Consider the following 19,128-nt stretch of genomic DNA (forward strand, 5'->3'; position numbering starts at 1 on the left):
TGCTGATGAAAGGATTTCTGCGTACCGATCCGTACAAATGTATTCTGTGTGGCGACAGGCTGCTTTTCACCGGGGCGCAAATGGGTAAAAAAGCAACGGAATTGTTGTCAGAAAGACTGCATAACCTGGAGAAAAAGCGATGGTTACGCAGCTAAACGCAGGATCAATGTGTCTAAAATAAGGAAATCAGGTTAGAAATTACACTCTCTGAGGAAATGTTAACTGGCACTAAACACAATAAATCGATCCCCATCTCCTTTTTGCAATAAGGGATGGCTTTTGCTACTCACTTTAAAAGCGATTCAATTTCCTAACCATCAAGTTATCGCAATAAAGGCAACTATTTTGCCGGTACCAGGGGAGCTAATCGTTACTGTGATTCGGTTACTAATGAGAAAAAAAAAGAATTTACCAACACTAGAATAATAATCGATCCTTATATGCCTTTTGTTGCCAATATTTATCATCCAGGCAAAGAAGTGCCTAACACTTCCAATATGATGAAATCGCTGTTACTAAAAAATAATTGGCATCTGACTGATGATTTAACGGTTAATTTTACTTATCGCGATTCCCGACTGGAATTTGGCGATATTATGCCCTCTCGACTGGGTTTTGTTGATATCGAACGTAATTTGGTTCCGCAATGGCCTTTAGCTCAGGTGCACCAAAAAGCCGGTAGTGCCAACCTTAAATATCAATCGCTTGATAGTCGATGGTTCGATTTTTATCTGAGTGCTTGGTTTAATCATACTGATGCAAATACCAATAGTACGGGCGGCTACCCAAGAGCCCCAAAAGACAGAGATGCTGATTGGGATAATTTCACCTTCTATAAGTTTGGCACCGCGATTAAAAATCCCACTATTGATGGTAGCTTAATCAATAGCGCTAATAATAGTAATGAAAATAATCGCTGGGGTTTGGACATTAGCAATATATTTACCCTGACACCTAATTTAAATCTTACCCTGAACGGCCGCTTTCAGAATGAAAAATTAATTAACCATACGGAATATACTGGTGTTAAGGTTAGTTATTTCCAATATCCAGGCAAAGAAGGCCGTCGGCAAGAGTATCAACTGGGGTTTAAATTCGACTGGCAACCGGTGGAATTCTTAACTTTCTCCGCCGGCGCCAATTATGTGACTTATTGGTCAATTGATGATCTGGTCAATAGAAAAAGAACTGAAAAAATAAGCGGCTACCAAAAGAGCGGCTATCTTGCCGGCTATAATGTTCCGTTTTTTCAATCAGTTAATCAACAAGATTATGACAATGATGCTTATGCCGATGACTGGAAGAAACGAATAAAAAAACTAGCTGCCAGCAAACACCATATTTATATGACAGAAATAGCTCGATTAACAGAGGCCTTAGCCGATAATAAAAATCAACTTAATGAGCAGGAGAAAATAGCGCTAGCAAACAATATCGATAAATTAAAAAAACAGCGTATCGAGCTAACGCTGGCAACAAGAAAAGAGTATACAGAACAAGATGAATACCTGATTAAGATAGGTACTAACAAGCAAGTGCAAATACCCGATAAAAATGGAACCAATTATCGACCAAAATCGATTACCTTACTTTACAACCCTAACGATGGAAAATTGCATAAAAAGGATAATCCTTTCTTTACCGGTAAAATAAATATAGATGAAGAAACGATTGATGCTAAAACAGGAAAAACGGTAAAACGCTATTATTCTAAACAGATTACAGATGGGGATAAAATTCTTGTTGCTCGGCCAGAAGACACGCTATGGCAAAAAGAGAAAAAACGCAAAGATCACGGTATTGCCCCGGTCCTCTCAGCGGGCATATCGATCACGGATGATTTAAGTGTTTATCTTCGTTATGCCGAATCAGTCCGAATGCCCAGCTTATATGAAGACGGGGTTGGCTTTTCCGACGAACGCCGAATTGTTATGGGTGAAAAAACCAAACCGGAACGCGCTAAAACACAAGAATTTGGTATTCACTATAATCTGGCAAATCTATTAAAAACAGAAAAACACGCTGATATTAAATTAATCTATTTTGACACCACGATAGAAAACGTATTCGATCGTGATATGGCATATAATTTTACCCAAATGGATAGACAGTTATTATCCGGTATTGAAATACAGGGGCGTTATGATAATGATTTTATTTTTAGTGATATTAGTTACGTTTATAATATAAAAAATAAAGTTTGTGATCTTAATACCAGTCATTATTTAGATCCTTATAATCAACACAATATTCCAGAATGTATTGATGGTGGTTTTCCGGGTGGTTTTTTACGTACTGCAATTCAACCTAAGTACTCCCTGAATATGAATTTAGGTGCTCGTTTATGGGATAAAAAAATCAAAATTGGCAGTCGATTTACCTACCATAGTAAAGCAGAAAATCGTGATGAAAAACATTTAATGATTATTAAACCTCTTTCTTATTTAGGTACGAATAATAATCCAATGCGTTGGGATCCAATTTTTACAATTGATGCCTATGTGAATTATAAAATTAATGACAATATGTCAGTAGAATTAACCGGAACCAATTTAACTGATGAATATTATCTCGACCCGTTAACTCGTTCTATGATGCCTGCCCCGGGAAGAACATTTAAACTCAGTTTTAATAGTAAGTTTTAATTAAATAAACAATAACACAACCATATTAAACCAACTAAAATGTTGAGATAAAAAATTATGATAAGACTGTTAGCTTATATTGTATTATCTATTATTTTACATACTGCTTTAATATGGCTGTGCTTATCGACCTCTGCTAATTCTACGCCGACATTAGCAAGCGACCATAATATTTCTCCTAATACAACAATTACCTTGGTATCTGCCAGTATAGAAACAATATCCGAAATAAATAGATCTTCTAGTGAAGCGCAACCAATGATTCTACCTGATTCACCAATAAATCCAGTACTAACCGTTAAAAAGAAACAAGAAAAAATCAATGATAAAAAGAAAATAACAGCGGTCAAAAAAACTAATAATAAAACCGTCTTAGAAACCAAGAAGAAAATCAATAAGAATAAGAACAATAATCCATCGGTTAATTCCGCAGTGAATTTTGACGGCAACAATAATACCACCATGCAAGGAGGGGCTCTAAATAATGAACCTTCTCCAATAAAGGTAGGCGAACGAAAAGAAGGTGAACGCTATTATTCGCTAGTCAAACAAGAAATTGAGCGCAATAAAATATATCCCCGTAAAGCCAGAAAACAGCGCCATCGAGGGCGAGTATTATTACAATTTAATATTAATACTGACGGTAGCTTATATGACGCTAAAATCATTCGCTCTTCTGGTTTCAATACCCTTGATAAGGCTGCATTAACGGCCATTGCAAAGAGTCGTTCTATCGGACCTAAGCCTATCCATATAAGTTCAACCATGAGTACCGAAATAAAGTTCAACATAGATAGAAATTAAATATAATACTAATTAATAAGCAACCTACATTTTAATCTCTTTTTGAACAAAATGAAGAGTGAGTACTTATAAGTATTCAACTAGGATCTGTTTTAACCTTGGCCGACTGTGCCGTTGTTAACTGAGCCAACACAGCTACCCTTAATTGATAAAAAATAAAACGCACAACAAGGAAAGAAGTGCGTTTTTGATGTCGATTAACTTATTGAAATCAAGACTAAACTTATTGTATTTTAACTATTTATTCTAGTTAATAAATATCACATACTTTGTACGATCATTTAATAATGATTACTTTTACCACTTTTGCCCATTAGTATTTCATTACTTGTATCGATATAAATCGATAAATTAATCCCTTTTATGTTATTTATACATCCCTTAGCTTTATTATTAATATTTATTCAACGTCAAAAACGATTATTATTGGTTTTATTTTTGATAGCTTAAATTTACATTGTTAGAATTAATATCCGTATCTTTACTTACTCCATTGTTTATTAAATTTAAAATACAAATATACCCTAGTGTTGGCAAAAGCCTTTAAACTAACTATAAAATTTTTAAATAAAAAATTACTAAACTTTATAACAAAAACAAATCAGTTATATCTTCTTTTGTTAACTACATTAAACAAATTCTAAGTTAGAAAAAAGGTTAATATTTAACCTTGATTATCAGATAATTTTCTGTTAATAGAATAAAACCTTTACTTTAATGTCAGCAAAATAACACGATAATAGAAAGATAAAAATTAACCAAAAATTAACACAACACTTTCAAATATATAAAAAATTAAAACTACAACTTTATTTATAAAAAACAAAAAAATATGATAAAAAAGATTTATAACATGAATAACTAATTGATATACACAAAAATTAAAAAAATTTTCAGCAACAAACAAAAAGGATGATACTAAGATGAAACTTATACTTAACGATAAAGAAAATATTGCAGAAGAAAATACCATCATTGATAGTCTGTGGAAACATAATTCCAATTTTACCACTGTAGATATGCATCCGCTAAAAGTGACTTTAATGGATAATGATAATATTGTTGGTGGCTTGATTGCCAGAACCTGGTGGGGTGGCTTAGATATCCAATATCTATGGATAGCGGAAAACTACAGAAAAAAGGGCTTTGGAAAAGATTTAATGAAAAAAGCAGAAGATGAAGCAATAAAAAGAAAGTGTCATATGGCTTATGTTGACACTTTTGACTTTCAAGCTGTTAATTTTTATAAAAAATTAGGCTATAAGGAATATGGACACTTAGACAAATTTGCTCACTGTTACACCCGCTATTATTTATCAAAGCCGCTGAAAAACACAGATGTTTGCTAAATTGATTAGCAGTAACGACTAATCTACTATTATCATTTGGATCGACCAGCTCATTAGAGTGGTCGCCATTTATGCAGTTTTTTCCGTTGTTACATCGTTATTTATTTTTTAATGATACTTAATAAAACATAAATAATACTCGCAGCGAGTAGAGAATTAATCGTTGGTATACCTGTTTCCACTGTTATACCAAGAATACTGGCTATTACACAGGCGAAAACAGCATTCCAACCAATTAAAGGTGTATCTTTATTGGCCGGAATTTTCTCTCCTTGTTGTGTTTCCTTAAGAATATTTCTATGAGTCTTGATAATAAAATAATCCGTTAGCATAACACCAACTATCGGCGGAAAGACAACACCAAGAATAGTCAAAAAACCAACAAATTTATCTAAAATACCCAAAACAGAAAAAGTTGTACCAATGATACCAATAGATAAAGTGATAATAGTGTAATTAACTTTTTTGCCCGTCAATACTGAAATTGAATTAGCAATACTTAATGAGGATGAATAAAGATTAATATCATTTACCCGCAAAGTAGAGAAGATAACCACCAATAAACCAATACCTCCAGCCGTTTGCGTCATAATGGTTACGACATCGGACGTATTTAGTGCTCTGGCTAATAATATAGCCAGTCCATTAATGACAAATTCACCGAGAATAATTGATACCATAACCATCCAAAATACCTGACGGCTATTTTTTGAATATCGACTCATATCTGGCGTAATAAGAGTGGCAACGATACATCCTCCCATAATTAATGTGATTGCAGAAGACAAGGTTATCGTTTCACCATTAGGAACAGACTGAATCAAATCTATTGTATTATGATGCTTAAGAATTCCTGCAGAAATAAATAAAACCACGATGACAAAAAAAGGAACCGCAATCCATGCAGTAAATCGTAGCGCTTTAAAACCAAAAGCCACTAAGATCGTCAAAAATAAACCAGATAACGTTGCTTACCATTCAAAACCTAATTTATTGCCTAATGCATAATTAAGTCCTTTAGCAAAGACTGCATTTTGTACCCCAAACCAACCTACCAAGCTAATGGCTATTGTAAGGCTGACCAAAACTGAACCAATACGTCCAAATCCACACCATCTTGCTAAAAGACTGCTGGATAATCCTTCTTTCATTCCTGCCAAGCCAAGAGCAAAAGTAATAATGCCAAAAATAATACTACTAATGAAGATGGCTAAAAAAGCGTCAGCTAAAGTCATAGAATTACCTAATACTGCACCTAGCATAAATTGATCTAAGGCAGTTAGCATACCAGCATGAACTAATGTAACACTCAGAAATGATAAACGTATATTGGTCGGAACACGACTTGTTGGATAGTTATCTATTAAATTCATATAATTAATTCACTTTGTTATAAAAAGAACACCTGGAGTTAAAAAACGTTCAGGTATAAAGTTATCAAGAGAATATGTTTTACAGTATTCAATAAGTTGTCTGGCTGAGTTAACACCCATTTTTTGATAAATAACCTGTAATTTATAATTTACCGTTATAGGTGAGAGATTTAAATATTTCGCTATTTCTTTACTCCCGAGTCTTTGTTGAAGTAAAAATATTATTTCAAGTTCTCGTTTGGAAAAAAAACAGCTTTCTTGATAAGTTTTTAATATATTGACAGCTTTTTTTTCATGGTAGATCAATGGGTTTATATTGAGTATTTTTTTGCATTCCATAAAATTCCAATACATTGTTTATCTTTATTTAAAATAGGTATTTTTTCACTGATATAAGGTATTAAGGTAGGACTTCCATTCCAGTAATCTATTTCAATCACTCTCGTCGTAGAAGACTCAATTTTCGTTAATTCATCATGTTCTTTAAACTCCTGAAATAATTCACTCCAAGTAGTAGGAAATGCTTCATCCATTTTACCTTCGATAGAAAAATTTTTTGGTGTATTTGTGAAAAGACGGGCAGAATTATTCATATAAATATGTTCTGATTTTATACTTTTAATTCCCCAAGGTTCATCTAGGTTTTCTACCATCGTAATAATTGAATCGATAATATTAATGGATTTATCATTGATATTATTGCTCATCAAAACCTCTTTATAACTTAGGTAAATAATATCATATGTAATTTCATAAGGTGATAAAATGAATTAGAAAATAGTTTTTTCTCAAAAAATATTTAATTTTTTAATTCTAAATTTAAACTTTCTCACATTAAAAAATCACATTAAGATTATTAAATCGAAATAGTCGTTCACAGCAATATAATTTTTTTATTAAGTTATACATTCAATATCAATGCTTCTATTGGAAAGCTTTTGTGCTATCGCAATAATAACTTGGCAAGGTTGCAGATTGATGGAGATTTATACTAGCAATAATACACTTTTCATCACTTGAAAAAATGCGAATAAGTCTATTATTTAGTATTTTTGAGTTTAATCCAAATTTATGGGAAATCGATGATAGAGTTATGTTTTGTTGGAATGCAGCAACAATATTAGCGCCGTGCCAGTTATAGCTAAAATCAAGCATTTTTACTATCCCTTTTCTTTATGGAGGCGATCCAGATAAGGTTTGCAGACCGGCACTAACTCCGGCGAGCCTTTCGGCTCCCCTACCTGAACCGCCATAAAGGGCGCTACAAGTAGCACTGGTAAAACTTCTTACCAGTGTGTTAGTGAACAAGGCTGCAAAACCTCGGTTATTGGCGTGTTCCAATAACAATATTACTTTAGCTGATTACGTTTTATGACTCAACAGTTAATTAAACAATTTACACCTTTACGTATATGGACAAAATTATCTTAATTTACTCATTTTATTAATAGAATACTGTTAATTTAATATTATGATTTTACGGTTAGATTATGCTAATTCTTGGCCTGATTTTTCGCTTTTCTATTAACCTGATAATAAAAAACTAATTTAAAAATATTAAATTCATCATCTTTATTAATGTAATTAATGAGTTAACATTTTAAAATATTCATAAGTGGCAAAATATCTTAATTCGTTAAACCCTTTATAATTAGTCAACCATTCAAGCAATTACGTGCTTTTATCTGCTATATTATTCATCAATGTCACCTTAATAACTTATTGGTTGGTAGATGATTTTCGATCGAGAAAATTAAGTATATCCCTCGCCGCCTGTCGACCTGCCGCCATTGCGGTTACTACTAAATCTGCACCATGCACAGCATCTCCACCGGCAAATATTTTGTCGTTGCTAGTTTATGTCAACAAGCGCCCTTGACCGCCCGTTTGGATCAAACCCCAATCATCAAGATTAATATTGTGTCCCTGCAACCAGGGCATCTCATGTGGCTGAAAACCAAAAGCAATGATTAATACATCGAGCGCCAGTTCAAATTCTGAACCCGCAATTAGTTGCGGTCTCCGTCGTCCATCTTTACCAGGCTCCCCTAATTGAACACGTGTCAGTTTCACCGCTGATACTTTTCCAGTATCATCTAGCACAATACACTGAAGTGAAACGTTAAATAAAAACTCAACACCTTCTTCTCGTGCATTAGTCACCTCTTTTTTAGAACCAGGCATGCTAGCTTCATCACGGCGATAAGCACACGTTACACTAGCAGCATTGCGTCGTACTGCCGTGCGCAGACAATCCATTGCAGTATCACCACCACCTACCACTACTACTTTTTTATCGGTTATCTCAATCCAAGGATATCGAGGATCATCTTCTAATCCCATCACCCGTCGCGTGTTGGCAGTCAAAAAATCTAGTGCTTGTACCACGCCAGAGGCATGCTCATTTTCCAACCCAATCTTCATCAAACCATACGTTCCCGTACCGAGGAAAATAGCATCATAATCATTAGTCAATCTAGTGAAAGAGATATTCTGACCAATTTCGCAATTGAGATGAAACTGAATACCCATCGCACTGAAGATCTTGCGTCTAGAGCTCAACAACTGCTTATCAAGTTTAAACGGTGGTATGCCAAAAGTAAGTAATCCACCGATCTCGGGATGACGCTCATACACATCAGCCTGAACCCCTGCTCGTGCGAGGATATCAGCACAACCAAGACCAGCAGGTCCTGCACCGATTATGGCTACTCGTTCCGAACGCGGACTTACTTGCGATAAATTTGGTCGCCAACCTTGTGCCAGTGCAGTGTCAGTAATATAGCGCTCTAAATTTCCAATAGAGACCGAGCCACCATGATGTTTCAGGGTACATGCCCCTTCACATAACCGATCTTGTGGACAGACACGACCACATATTTCTGGTAATGAACTAGACTGATGACATAATTCAGCCGCGTCCATAATGTTTCCTTCACTGACTAACTGAATGAAATCTGGTATGTGATTATGCAAAGGACATATTAAGTTGCAATGCGCTTTTTGGGCGCAATAGAGGCAACGTGTGCTTTCATAATGGGCTTGCTGCTGATCAAGCCCAATATAAATCTCGGCAAAGTGCTGAATACGTTGTTGAGCAGAAATTTTTTGCGCCCCTTTTCGCAGCGGCTTATTCAATATCTGTTTACGCGGCAGCTGTTTTTCGAACTGACGATGATCTCCACTATCTATCGTTCTCTGTTGTCTCTCTTGGCGCAAAGTTAACAACGTTTGCTCATCAAAAATTCGTAATGCTTGCGTAGGACAATGTGTCACACAAGCTGGCTGGACTACACTGGTTGTCTGACACATATCACATTTTTGTGCCAGTACGATATTTGAATCCACTGCCGGTACCATATCAATAGCGCCGAACGGGCAGGCTATAATGCAACTTTTACAACCGATACAGCGATTTTGATCAAGCTGAACGGTTGCACTAACAAAACGCAATGCATCCACCGGGCAACTGGTAATACAAGGCGCGTTATTGCAATGACGGCAGGTTACCGCAATACTATTTTTCTCATCGTTCAATACTCTGATACGCGGGACAAACTCACCTGTGCTCTGTGGCCAACATTGATGATTATGAGCAACCACACAGGCAATTTCACAAACATGACAACCGATGCATTCACTTGGATCAGCAATAATCATTTTATTCATTCGCTCTCCTAGCTGGTAAGCTCAGGTATATTGTTCCAATAAGGATGCAATAATTGGGCAAATTTTTTTAATAATTTATGCTTAACTTAAAATTTTGCGATTTAGTTCAAAAAGTTGTCTTTATCATATTTAGCCCTATTCATTTTTTTGTCTTAAAGTATTCTCACTTTGAGAATGACGTATCACAGTGAAACAAGAAAATATCTTTTTTCAACTAATAAAAGCCGGAAAAAGTAAACTTTAGCGCTGTTGCAGGTAATATCGATCATGGCTTTAACACTGAGTTGAAAACAAATAGTCATAACCAGCCCCTTTTTTATATTCTCAAGATGAGAATTAACCTCAAGTATAAAATATGATTATTCGGTGCGTTTTTAACAATACTTTCCCATTTATCAATCTAGCCGACAAAAAACGTGACTTGATTCACGAATGACACCAACTCTTTTACCTATTTATTTATATTGGCATGGGTTACGCATAGTTATTGATATTTGCTGAAATGCTGATTGGATCAATTTAGACCAGTTTGAATGTCAAATACTGTTCTAACATGCACATTAACTGTTCTTTCCAAACACCGATCAGCCCGGTTAACGAAGTACTCACCAACAGGAGTGATGTAACTTTATGAAAGGATCTGTTATCTCCAAGCACCAATCAGCCCCAGTTAACGAAGTCCTTCCCATTGGGCAAATGATACTTTACGGGCTGCAACATGTTTTAGTGATGTATGCAGGCGCAGTCGCCGTTCCATTAGTTATCGGTAATACTGTTGGCTTACCTGTTGAGCAAATTATTCTATTAATTAGTACTGATCTGTTTATCTGTGGAATAGCAACCATTGCCCAATCCTTTGGCTTTGGATCATGGATTGGTTGTCGCTTGCCATTAGTGCAAGGATGCACATTTGCCGCACTGGTTCCAATGATACTAATTGGTAAACAGTATGGTATTAGCGGTATTTCTGGCGCTGTAATCATCGCTGGATTATTCACGCTGATATGTGCCCCCTGGATATGCCATCTTGTACGCTTTTTTCCTAAAGTTGTTATGGGTTCGATTGTGACACTGATCGGACTTTCACTGATGCCTGTAGCAGGCAATTGGATTATTAGTGGCAATAATGGGGGCATCTTACCGCTTGTTATGGCGGCACTCACGCTCATTATTATTCTTCATATCTATCACTTTATGACCGGAATGATTAAAAATATTGCCGTACTTCTTGGTTTAATAGGCGGTACGGTTATCTGGAGTTTCTTTCTGCCACTTGATTTTCATTTCGTTAATTCAACGCCTTGGATTAATTTTCCCCAAATCATGTGGCTGGCAAAGCCAGAATTTCACATTATTCCTGTCACATTGTTATCTATGGTTATGGTGGTAGTGATGATAGAAACCATGTCATCAATGATGATGATTGGTGATATGGTTGACAAAAAGGCCGACGCTACCACTTTACGTAATGGTCTCAATGCTTGCGGTATTGCAACTATGGTAGGAGGACTGTTTAATCTTTTTCCTTACGCTGCGTTTGCACAAAATGTTGGGTTGATTGGCCTTACTGGTGTACGTAGCCGCTTCGTGGTCTCTGTATCGGGTTTGCTCCTCATTTTAATGGGAATGTTTGCCAAAATGGCGGCACTGGTGGTGGCAATTCCTAAACCGATATTAGGCGGCGCGGGCGTCATTATGTTTGGTATGGTTGCCGTATCGGGAATTCGCACACTCAGTAGTATTAGCTATCGCCATAATAATAATGAAATGGTGGTAGCATTAACATTAGGTTTAGGCCTAATGCCTATCATGGTACCATATCTATTTGAAGGCTTTCCTAGCATGATGCAAATGTTCCTCCATAGCGGCATCACCATAGGTACAGTGATTGCTATTCTGGCCAATTTAACACTTAATAAAGCATCGTCCGCGCCCATACAAGAAACAGATCTTTCGTCCACCGATATATCATCATTTGCACCGATAAGAGCAATAAGGCGATGGTTATTATTGAGAAAAGCCGAGAAGAATCAGGAAAATTAGGCAAAATAAAATGGACAATTAACTAATATATCTACATGTTAACGAATTAATCGTTAACATGTAAGCAATATCCCTGATTTGAACCAGTATTGGATGCACCGTTTTTACTCGTCTTTGTTATAAATGACATACTTAAACAGAGTCTAGTTAGATGAACAACTCAATAGCATTATCTGTCAATATCATAGCGGCCAATATTAACCCTCTGTTTCCTTATAACTTGAGTCTATTGATAAAAATAGACGCCTGTTTGTTCATTTTCATAGAGAAAGGTAGAGACTAGTATAGTGGTTAGCTTGCCCCCTCAAATCCTTCTTGTGCGTCATTACACCGAGATCTAGCTTCACAAGTCGATAACCAACGGTATTTGCCGTGGTATATTGCTTGCCATTGTTATGAATATAATAGTTGTATTTACCATCCACACAAAAAACCATTTTGTAAAGTATACCAGTCCGGGTTATCGGTAGAATAGGTTGTGTGACTTGTATCTGCATTGGGCGTTTAGTCTATTTTTTCATTAAGCTGCATGCTGTTATATTGGCTGAAAATATAGTTGTCAGTAAGTAAGCTATTATTACACCAAAGTATATTTTTTAATATTAATGGGTTTCGTTATTTGTTTTAATTTATTAATTTAAAAAATTTATATTAATTGATTAACATTACCTTTCAACTAGTTGATAAGATTATGCTTAACTTAATAAATATGCTTTTTATTTAAACTACTTATCATAAGATACAATATCTGCTAATGGTCATTTTAACTGCTTTTAAATATTATTTTTCGCTTATTTAGTAGAAAATAAATAGGATTAATTTAATTTTAATGAAAATTTTTTATAATATTAATATAAAAGGTAAATAAATATCTAATCAAGCTAGTCTCTAATATTTATATAAATTTAAAAATTTTCTTTTATATCTTTGCTTATATTTTCAATTGAATGATTTTATTGTTAAATAAATTAATGTATTCTATCTTTTTTAGTGATACTCAATATAAAATCTAATGGATTAACATAATGAATAACATAAAAACCAATCAGTTATTATACTATTTTGAAATTTTTTTGCAATAAAAACCATTTATCATTAACCATATTCAATTTAGTTTTATTATCACTCATTGATAAAAAAATGTGATGATGAAGAAACCAATTTTCTTCTCTAATTGCTTCCATATTGTTAAAAAAATATTAAAAATAAATTATTTTTCCATCTAGAGGAGAAAGAAAAAGAAGATTCCCAATTACACTTAATGATAAACTAGCTTTATTTGCTAAATCTGTTTTATGAATGGAATTTATGATAAAACTTTTAGGTTGGATAATGAAGAAAATTATATCTCAATCTGGTTCTAATGATAATTATCAAAATTACTGCTTAAAATAGCATCATAGCTTTGTTTCTTTTTAAAGCAAAAGTCATACCGTTGGCAATTAAATTTTAGAAATTCAAATAAAAGAAGGATAAATAACATGGAAAAGTCGATTGAAAAAATCATTTATGCATCAAGATGGCTACTATTTCCTGTTTATATAGGACTATCATTTGGATTTATTTTACTCACTTTAAAATTTTTTCAGCAGATAATTCATATCATCCCTGAACTTTTTACTATCACTGAATCAGGATTAATATTAACCGTTTTATCACTTGTTGATATTGCACTGGTTGGTGGCCTTTTAGTTATGGTGATGTTTTCAGGTTATGAAAACTTTATTTTAAAAATGACCGTTGATGATAAACATCAAAAATTGAGCTGGATGGGAAAAATGGACGTTAATTCCATTAAAAATAAAGTTGCCTCATCAATTGTTGCGATTTCTTCAGTTCATCTTTTACGACTGTTTATGGAAGCTGAAAAAGTACCAGATAATAAAATAATGTGGAGTGTCATTATCCACCTAGCTTTTGTTTTATCTGCCTTTGGTATGGCTTATATTGATAGAATGAGTAAAAGCACCAAAAGCTAATCGGCTACTTAAAATCATTTTATTCCGTACTGAATAACGATATGAAATAATTATTTTCTTTACGCCACAGCTAAATAAATATGCAGTGGCAATTTACTAAATGCAATAACATTCTTAGAGCAAATTAAAGGCTATTTGAGTAGTAATAATTAAATTAATTTAAAAACTTTATTTATTTTTATAAAACACGATTAATGAAAAAATAAAAAACTTTAAAAACACTCACTTAATATTCAATAATATTTTATGGATATTATAATAAAAATCATAAAGTTATGATTTTAAAATTTTATGATAAGATAATAATATTTTAGATAACTTAATAACAATTGAAAGAATAAAGTTATTAATTTTAATAATAACAACCACAGCTCAAGAAAAAATACTTACTCCAAATACAGTAATAATCCTCGACTTTTAGGACGAGGCGAAATGCCAACAGTAGACGACTATACCAAATTTTTGAATATCATCTGCTGAAATAAATTAGTCTGCTTATCGGGAGTAATTATTTTCTGTTCGATAAGTTTTACACAATTTTCTGCATTATATTTCAATTCTTGTAAAAGTTCTTCTGGCTCTAATATGTTGGAAAAATTTCTAGGATCATCACCAAAATCAATAGGATTGAATTTTTTTTCATAACAATTCCATAGAATATTATCTGGTTGTAAATCTGAATGAAAAATATTTTTTTCTGCGATAGTCGCCAACATAGATTCAAATTTTTCAATTGCATCTGTCGGGAACGAATCTACCTTACTTAAAGGTATACCGGCAATTTTCTTCATTCTGACAAATAAATTTTCTTCATCATAATAAATTTTTGCACTGTCTGCGCCATAGTAATGACAAAAAAAGGCAGTAGATTTTTCAATCGCGCCAAGCTCACTGACATCTAAGTAGTTGTAGGTTTCATGGTATTTTTTTAAAACATAATTTTCATCCTTATCTTGAAAAACTTCACCATCAACGCCTGAATGGATCCGGTGGTTAGCAAAATAAGATAAGGTATGGACATTTTCCGCTTTATCTATAACTTTCGTTTCAATAGCGGCTACTTTGTATTGCTCTGCCCAATCGGGAATTTGTTCACATTGTACATAATGAATAGCAAATTCTAATGAATTATGGCAACTATTTGCCGGAAAATCATATTTAGACAATAATTCTTGCGCCCACTTTCTGTTCTCTGGACTATCAATCCCACCCAAACTTTCAATAAGATAGTCTTCTGGTGTCATCCTTCGAGTAGCCGATGAAGAAGGTAAATTTGTATTACAATAAGCGCTATTTGTAGCAGTATAATATGACAGAGAAGGGAGCATAGTCTATTAATCCTATTTGTTAAAATTATGGTTAGATTGATTAATGATTGATAGAACTGATAACTATGTTACTGTAATCTTTTTTATGTGAAACGAAAAATAGAAAAATGTAAACAAAGATAACATTATTTATCAAAATTCAAACACTATTCCCATTTAATAAATTTATTAATCACTGACTACAAAACTCCAGAAGAGAGTTAGTTAATTGATTATATTATGGGCACAATTATGTGCCACTCAATGATTATTTCTGCTCCCAGCGTTGCACCACATGGTCATCCAGAGTGATCCGTAAACCATATCGATTTTTACCGGTCTGATTATATTTCCATGTTTCTCTATATCTTGTTTTCATTATTTTAGTAGAAATATCTGCCGGTTTACCTAAAGAATCTCTTAATTGCTCAGCGGTTTGGCCAACCCAAAAATAACGATTCATTATTTTTTCCACAATTTCCGCATTACCATACTTATTTAGTAAATACTGCTTTCTCTTTTTTGTTACATAAACATTCCATATAAAAATAATAGCGACAATAAAAACAATTAATACCATCAACGCCATTACTAAATACTCCTTTAACTACCAGTAATGTTACAAATCAAACAAAAGATTTAATTCCAGTATTATGCCATGCTGCTTATCATCTAAAATATGATGATAAGCAAATTTCAATATGAAAATAAGCATGACCCATAGCAATAGAAAAAAGCACAATAATGGAGTTATATAAATTTTCTTATATCTAAATAGGTATAAAAATTCTATATAATAATTAGTTATACTGAACGATGAATTTCAGTAAATCTAAACAAAACCGCAACTACTTACCAATACAGAAACTGGAAAAAATACTGCCTAATAAATCATCAGAGCTAAATTCGCCAGTAATTTCACTTAATGCTTGTTGAGTCAAACGGAGTTCTTCTGCTAATAACTCGCCTGAGTGAGCAACCACTAACTGTTGATATCCTTGCTGTAGATGCTCCGCTGCGATATTAAGCGCTTGAATATGACGACGTCTAGCTAAGAATCCTCCTTCAATATGATGATTAAACCCAATGCTTTCTTTCAAATGTTGACGTAATAAATCAATACCTTCTTTTCGATAAGCTGAAAGACGAATAAGTGAGTAATTACCAACCTTTGTTATCGCTATTGGTTCATCAGTTATATCTACTTTATTTCTAATGACCGTAATCGGTAACGACTTAGGCAATCGCGCCATAAATTCAGGCCAAATCTGCTTCGGTTCAGTTGCCTGTGTCGTTGTGCTATCCACCATAAATAAGATATGATCAGCTTGCTCTATTTCTTGCCAGGCTCGTTCAACACCTATCTTCTCAACTTCATCTGTCGCTTCACGCAAACCCGCCGTATCAATAATATGCAGTGGCATACCATCAATATGAATATGTTCACGTAATACATCGCGAGTTGTACCGGCAATATCCGTTACTATTGCCGCTTCACGGCCAGATAGCGCATTTAATAAGCTAGATTTACCTGCATTCGGCCGTCCAGCAATAACAACTTTCATCCCTTCCCGTAATAAGCTGCCCTGGTAAGCTTGTGAGCGCACACTATCTAAATGGGCTATTACTTCATTCAATTTTGTTTCTATCTTGCCATCAGATAAAAAATCAATCTCTTCATCGGGAAAATCAATTGCCGCTTCAACGTAAATACGCAAGTTAGTAAGCGCTTCCACCATTTCATAGATCTGTTGGGAAAAAACACCTTGTAAAGAATTTACTGCTGAACGAGCAGCCTGTTCAGTACTCGCATCAATTAAATCAGCAATCGCTTCCGCCTGAGCTAAATCCATTTTGTCATTAAGAAAAGCGCGTTCAGAAAATTCGCCTGGATTGGCAATACGGATTTCATCAATCACTAAAATCCGCTTAAGTAATAAATCAATAATTACCGGCCCACCATGTCCTTGCAATTCAAGGACATCTTCACCAGTAAATGAGTTGGGTGCGGGAAAATAGAGTGCAATCCCCTGATCTAACACTTTGCCATTGCTATCATAGAAAGGAAGATAATCCGCATAGCGTGGTTGAGGTAATTTACCTAAAACAATGCGGGCAATCTCAATAACTTTTGGCCCTGATATTCGCAAAATACCAACACCACCACGTCCAGGGGGCGTTGCCTGCGCAATAATTGTATCATTGGTATATGTACTCATCTTACTCTCAATTATTACAATAAATATGATTAAGGCGGTCATTAGACCGCCTTAATACATTTTCTATTTTGTTATGGACGAAAATAACAAAATGCCAAACTTATTTTTTATCGCGACTATGTAGGCCACGCTTTTCTAATCCACGATAAATAATTTGTTGCTGGATAATCGTTACCAGGTTACTAACGATATAGTATAAAACCAAACCAGAAGGAAACCACAAGAAAAATACCGTAAAAATAACCGGCATATAGGTCATAATCTTCTGTTGCATAGGATCAGTTACTGTCGTTGGCGACATTTTCTGAATAATATACATGGTTAAGCCCATTAACAACGGTAAAATATAGTATGGATCCTGGGCTGACAGATCTTGGATCCAACCAATGAAGGGAGCATGGCGTAGCTCGACAGAACCCATCAACATATAATATAAAGCAAGGAAAATAGGCATCTGAATCAATAAAGGCAGACAACCACCCAACGGGTTGACTTTTTCTGCTTTATAGAGCGCCATCATTTCTTGGCTCATTCGTTGCTTATCATCACCAATCCGTTCTTTCATTGCTGCAAGTTTAGGCTGCAATAGACGCATTTTTGCCATTGATGTATATTGTGCTTTGGTTAATGGGTACATAATCCCGCGCACAATAAAAGTAATAACGATGATGGAAAAGCCCCAATTACCGATAAATCCATGAATAAATTTCAATAATTTAAATAACGGTTGAGAAATAAACCATAGCCAACCATAATCTACGGTTAAATCTAAATGTGGTGCAACGGCTGCCATTTCCGCTTGTAATTCTGGACCTACCCACAAAGTTGAAGTGTAATTTTCTTTACTATTAGCCGCTACTGTTATCGGCGAACTCTTATAGCCAATAATAGCAATGGCTTTATCTAAATCGATTGTATAAAAGGTGTTTTGGTTCTGATAGCCAGGGATCCATGCTGTCGCAAAATATTGCTGCAACATTGCGATCCAGCCACCTTTGCTATTAACGTTTAAGTTATTATCAGTAATATCGCTGAAGCTATATTTTTTATAGTTCGTTTCATCGGAAGAATACGCTGCGCCGCGATAGGTATGTAAAGCAAAATTATTACTTCCTGTATCACGCTCTTTTGGTAGTTCCACAGTCTGTTTCAATTGACCAAAAAAAGCCAACGACAATGGTTTAGCACTTTTATTGTCAATATTATATTCAACAGAAATATTATATTTTCCACGTTTTAATACATAGACTTTCTGATAAACCACACCATCTTTACCTGTGAAGGTAAGAGGAACACGCAGTTCATCTTGGCCATCTTGTAACGCATAACTGGTTGCAGTTGAGAGGTATAAAGGACGCAATCCGTTATTGTAGCCTGGGTTATCGGGACCATCCTGACCAATCAAGCCGCTCTGTGCTTGATAAATAAAATCTTTACTGGTTTCCAATAAACGAAACGGATCAGATGAGTGTAATTCCTTAGGGTAAAGCAATAGATCAGCCCCATCAATATCACCTCCGCGGGTATTGATGCGTAATTCAAGCACATCAGTTTTTACGGTGATAAATTTAGCTTGCTCATGACCCAGATTAGCTTGGTCATCATGACTTGGCATATCCATTTGTTTTACGATTTGGTCAGTTTTTATAGGTTGTGTTTTATCACTTTCCCATGTCTGCCAAATCAAAAACGAAACAAATAGCCAAGCGATGAATAAAAGATTGCGTTGCGAATCCATCG

Annotated in this window: 14 protein-coding genes and 3 pseudogenes; 7 read left to right on the forward strand and 10 right to left on the reverse strand. The window is 34.7% G+C overall.

The window, feature by feature from the left end:
- The 5 genes and pseudogenes from G468_RS25280 to G468_RS0106285 all read left to right on the forward strand — a co-directional run.
- Window positions 1-155: pseudogene (locus tag G468_RS25280) on the forward strand (IS91 family transposase); the annotation flags it as partial.
- A 124-nt stretch (window positions 156-279) separates the two neighbouring features.
- Window positions 280-426 (forward strand): hypothetical protein, encoded by a 147-nt coding sequence (locus G468_RS23710; RefSeq protein WP_155846978.1) that lies wholly within the window; start codon window positions 280-282, stop codon window positions 424-426.
- Between the two features lie 14 nt (window positions 427-440).
- Window positions 441-2,645 carry a TonB-dependent receptor domain-containing protein gene (locus tag G468_RS19930; RefSeq protein ID WP_051296976.1) on the forward strand — a complete coding sequence of 735 codons (2,205 nt, stop codon included), beginning with the start codon at window positions 441-443 and terminating at the stop codon, window positions 2,643-2,645.
- Window positions 2,646-2,702: 57 nt separating this feature from the next.
- Entirely contained in the window at window positions 2,703-3,449 is a 747-nt protein-coding gene (locus tag G468_RS22335) for an energy transducer TonB (RefSeq protein ID WP_026822401.1), read from the forward strand.
- A gap of 923 nt (window positions 3,450-4,372) precedes the next feature.
- Complete coding sequence (locus G468_RS0106285; protein WP_026822402.1) at window positions 4,373-4,798, forward strand: GNAT family N-acetyltransferase; 426 nt, start codon at window positions 4,373-4,375, stop codon at window positions 4,796-4,798.
- 101 nt (window positions 4,799-4,899) lie between these two features.
- Here G468_RS0106285 and G468_RS19940 read toward each other — a convergent pair.
- The 5 genes and pseudogenes from G468_RS19940 to G468_RS19955 all read right to left on the reverse strand — a co-directional run bounded on the left by G468_RS19940 (window position 4,900) and on the right by G468_RS19955 (window position 9,840).
- Window positions 4,900-6,171, reverse strand: a pseudogene (locus G468_RS19940) (cytosine permease).
- Between the two features lie 9 nt (window positions 6,172-6,180).
- Window positions 6,181-6,510, reverse strand: coding sequence for a helix-turn-helix transcriptional regulator (locus tag G468_RS23390; RefSeq protein WP_051296977.1), 330 nt, complete (start codon window positions 6,508-6,510; stop codon window positions 6,181-6,183).
- Complete coding sequence (locus G468_RS23395) at window positions 6,483-6,878, reverse strand: hypothetical protein (RefSeq protein ID WP_051296978.1); 396 nt, start codon at window positions 6,876-6,878, stop codon at window positions 6,483-6,485. The genes G468_RS23390 and G468_RS23395 overlap by 28 nt, the downstream gene beginning before the upstream one ends.
- Window positions 6,879-7,095: 217 nt before the next feature.
- Window positions 7,096-7,326 (reverse strand): helix-turn-helix domain-containing protein, encoded by a 231-nt coding sequence (locus G468_RS19950; RefSeq protein WP_034249432.1) that lies wholly within the window; start codon window positions 7,324-7,326, stop codon window positions 7,096-7,098.
- 564 nt (window positions 7,327-7,890) lie between these two features.
- Window positions 7,891-9,840, reverse strand: a pseudogene (locus tag G468_RS19955) (FAD-dependent oxidoreductase).
- Window positions 9,841-10,470: 630 nt separating this feature from the next.
- Here G468_RS19955 and G468_RS0106310 point away from each other — a divergent pair.
- A complete protein-coding gene (locus G468_RS0106310) occupies window positions 10,471-11,883 on the forward strand; it encodes a nucleobase:cation symporter-2 family protein (protein WP_026822403.1) in 1,413 nt (470 codons plus the stop codon).
- Window positions 11,884-12,143: 260 nt separating this feature from the next.
- On the opposite strand, the gene G468_RS0106315 is transcribed toward G468_RS0106310, so the two are convergent.
- Complete coding sequence (locus G468_RS0106315; protein ID WP_026822404.1) at window positions 12,144-12,380, reverse strand: hypothetical protein; 237 nt, start codon at window positions 12,378-12,380, stop codon at window positions 12,144-12,146.
- A 984-nt stretch (window positions 12,381-13,364) separates the two neighbouring features.
- Here G468_RS0106315 and G468_RS0106325 point away from each other — a divergent pair.
- Entirely contained in the window at window positions 13,365-13,862 is a 498-nt protein-coding gene (locus G468_RS0106325) for a TIGR00645 family protein (protein ID WP_026822405.1), read from the forward strand.
- Between the two features lie 449 nt (window positions 13,863-14,311).
- Here G468_RS0106325 and G468_RS0106330 read toward each other — a convergent pair whose 3' ends face one another.
- From G468_RS0106330 to yidC, 4 genes are all read right to left on the reverse strand, one after another.
- Window positions 14,312-15,190, reverse strand: coding sequence for an OspG family effector kinase (locus tag G468_RS0106330; protein WP_155846979.1), 879 nt, complete (start codon window positions 15,188-15,190; stop codon window positions 14,312-14,314).
- Window positions 15,191-15,437: 247 nt separating this feature from the next.
- Window positions 15,438-15,758: a hypothetical protein gene (locus tag G468_RS0106335; RefSeq protein WP_026822407.1), complete on the reverse strand. Its 321-nt coding sequence runs from the start codon at window positions 15,756-15,758 to the stop codon at window positions 15,438-15,440.
- A 259-nt stretch (window positions 15,759-16,017) separates the two neighbouring features.
- A complete protein-coding gene (mnmE, locus tag G468_RS0106340; RefSeq protein ID WP_026822408.1) occupies window positions 16,018-17,388 on the reverse strand; it encodes a tRNA uridine-5-carboxymethylaminomethyl(34) synthesis GTPase MnmE in 1,371 nt (456 codons plus the stop codon).
- Window positions 17,389-17,488: 100 nt separating this feature from the next.
- Entirely contained in the window at window positions 17,489-19,126 is a 1,638-nt protein-coding gene (yidC, locus tag G468_RS0106345) for a membrane protein insertase YidC (RefSeq protein ID WP_026822409.1), read from the reverse strand.
- Window positions 19,127-19,128: the final 2 nt, after the last annotated feature.

Origin of the sequence: Arsenophonus nasoniae DSM 15247 (assembly GCF_000429565.1) — a bacterium.
Taxonomy (GTDB): domain Bacteria; phylum Pseudomonadota; class Gammaproteobacteria; order Enterobacterales; family Enterobacteriaceae; genus Arsenophonus; species Arsenophonus nasoniae.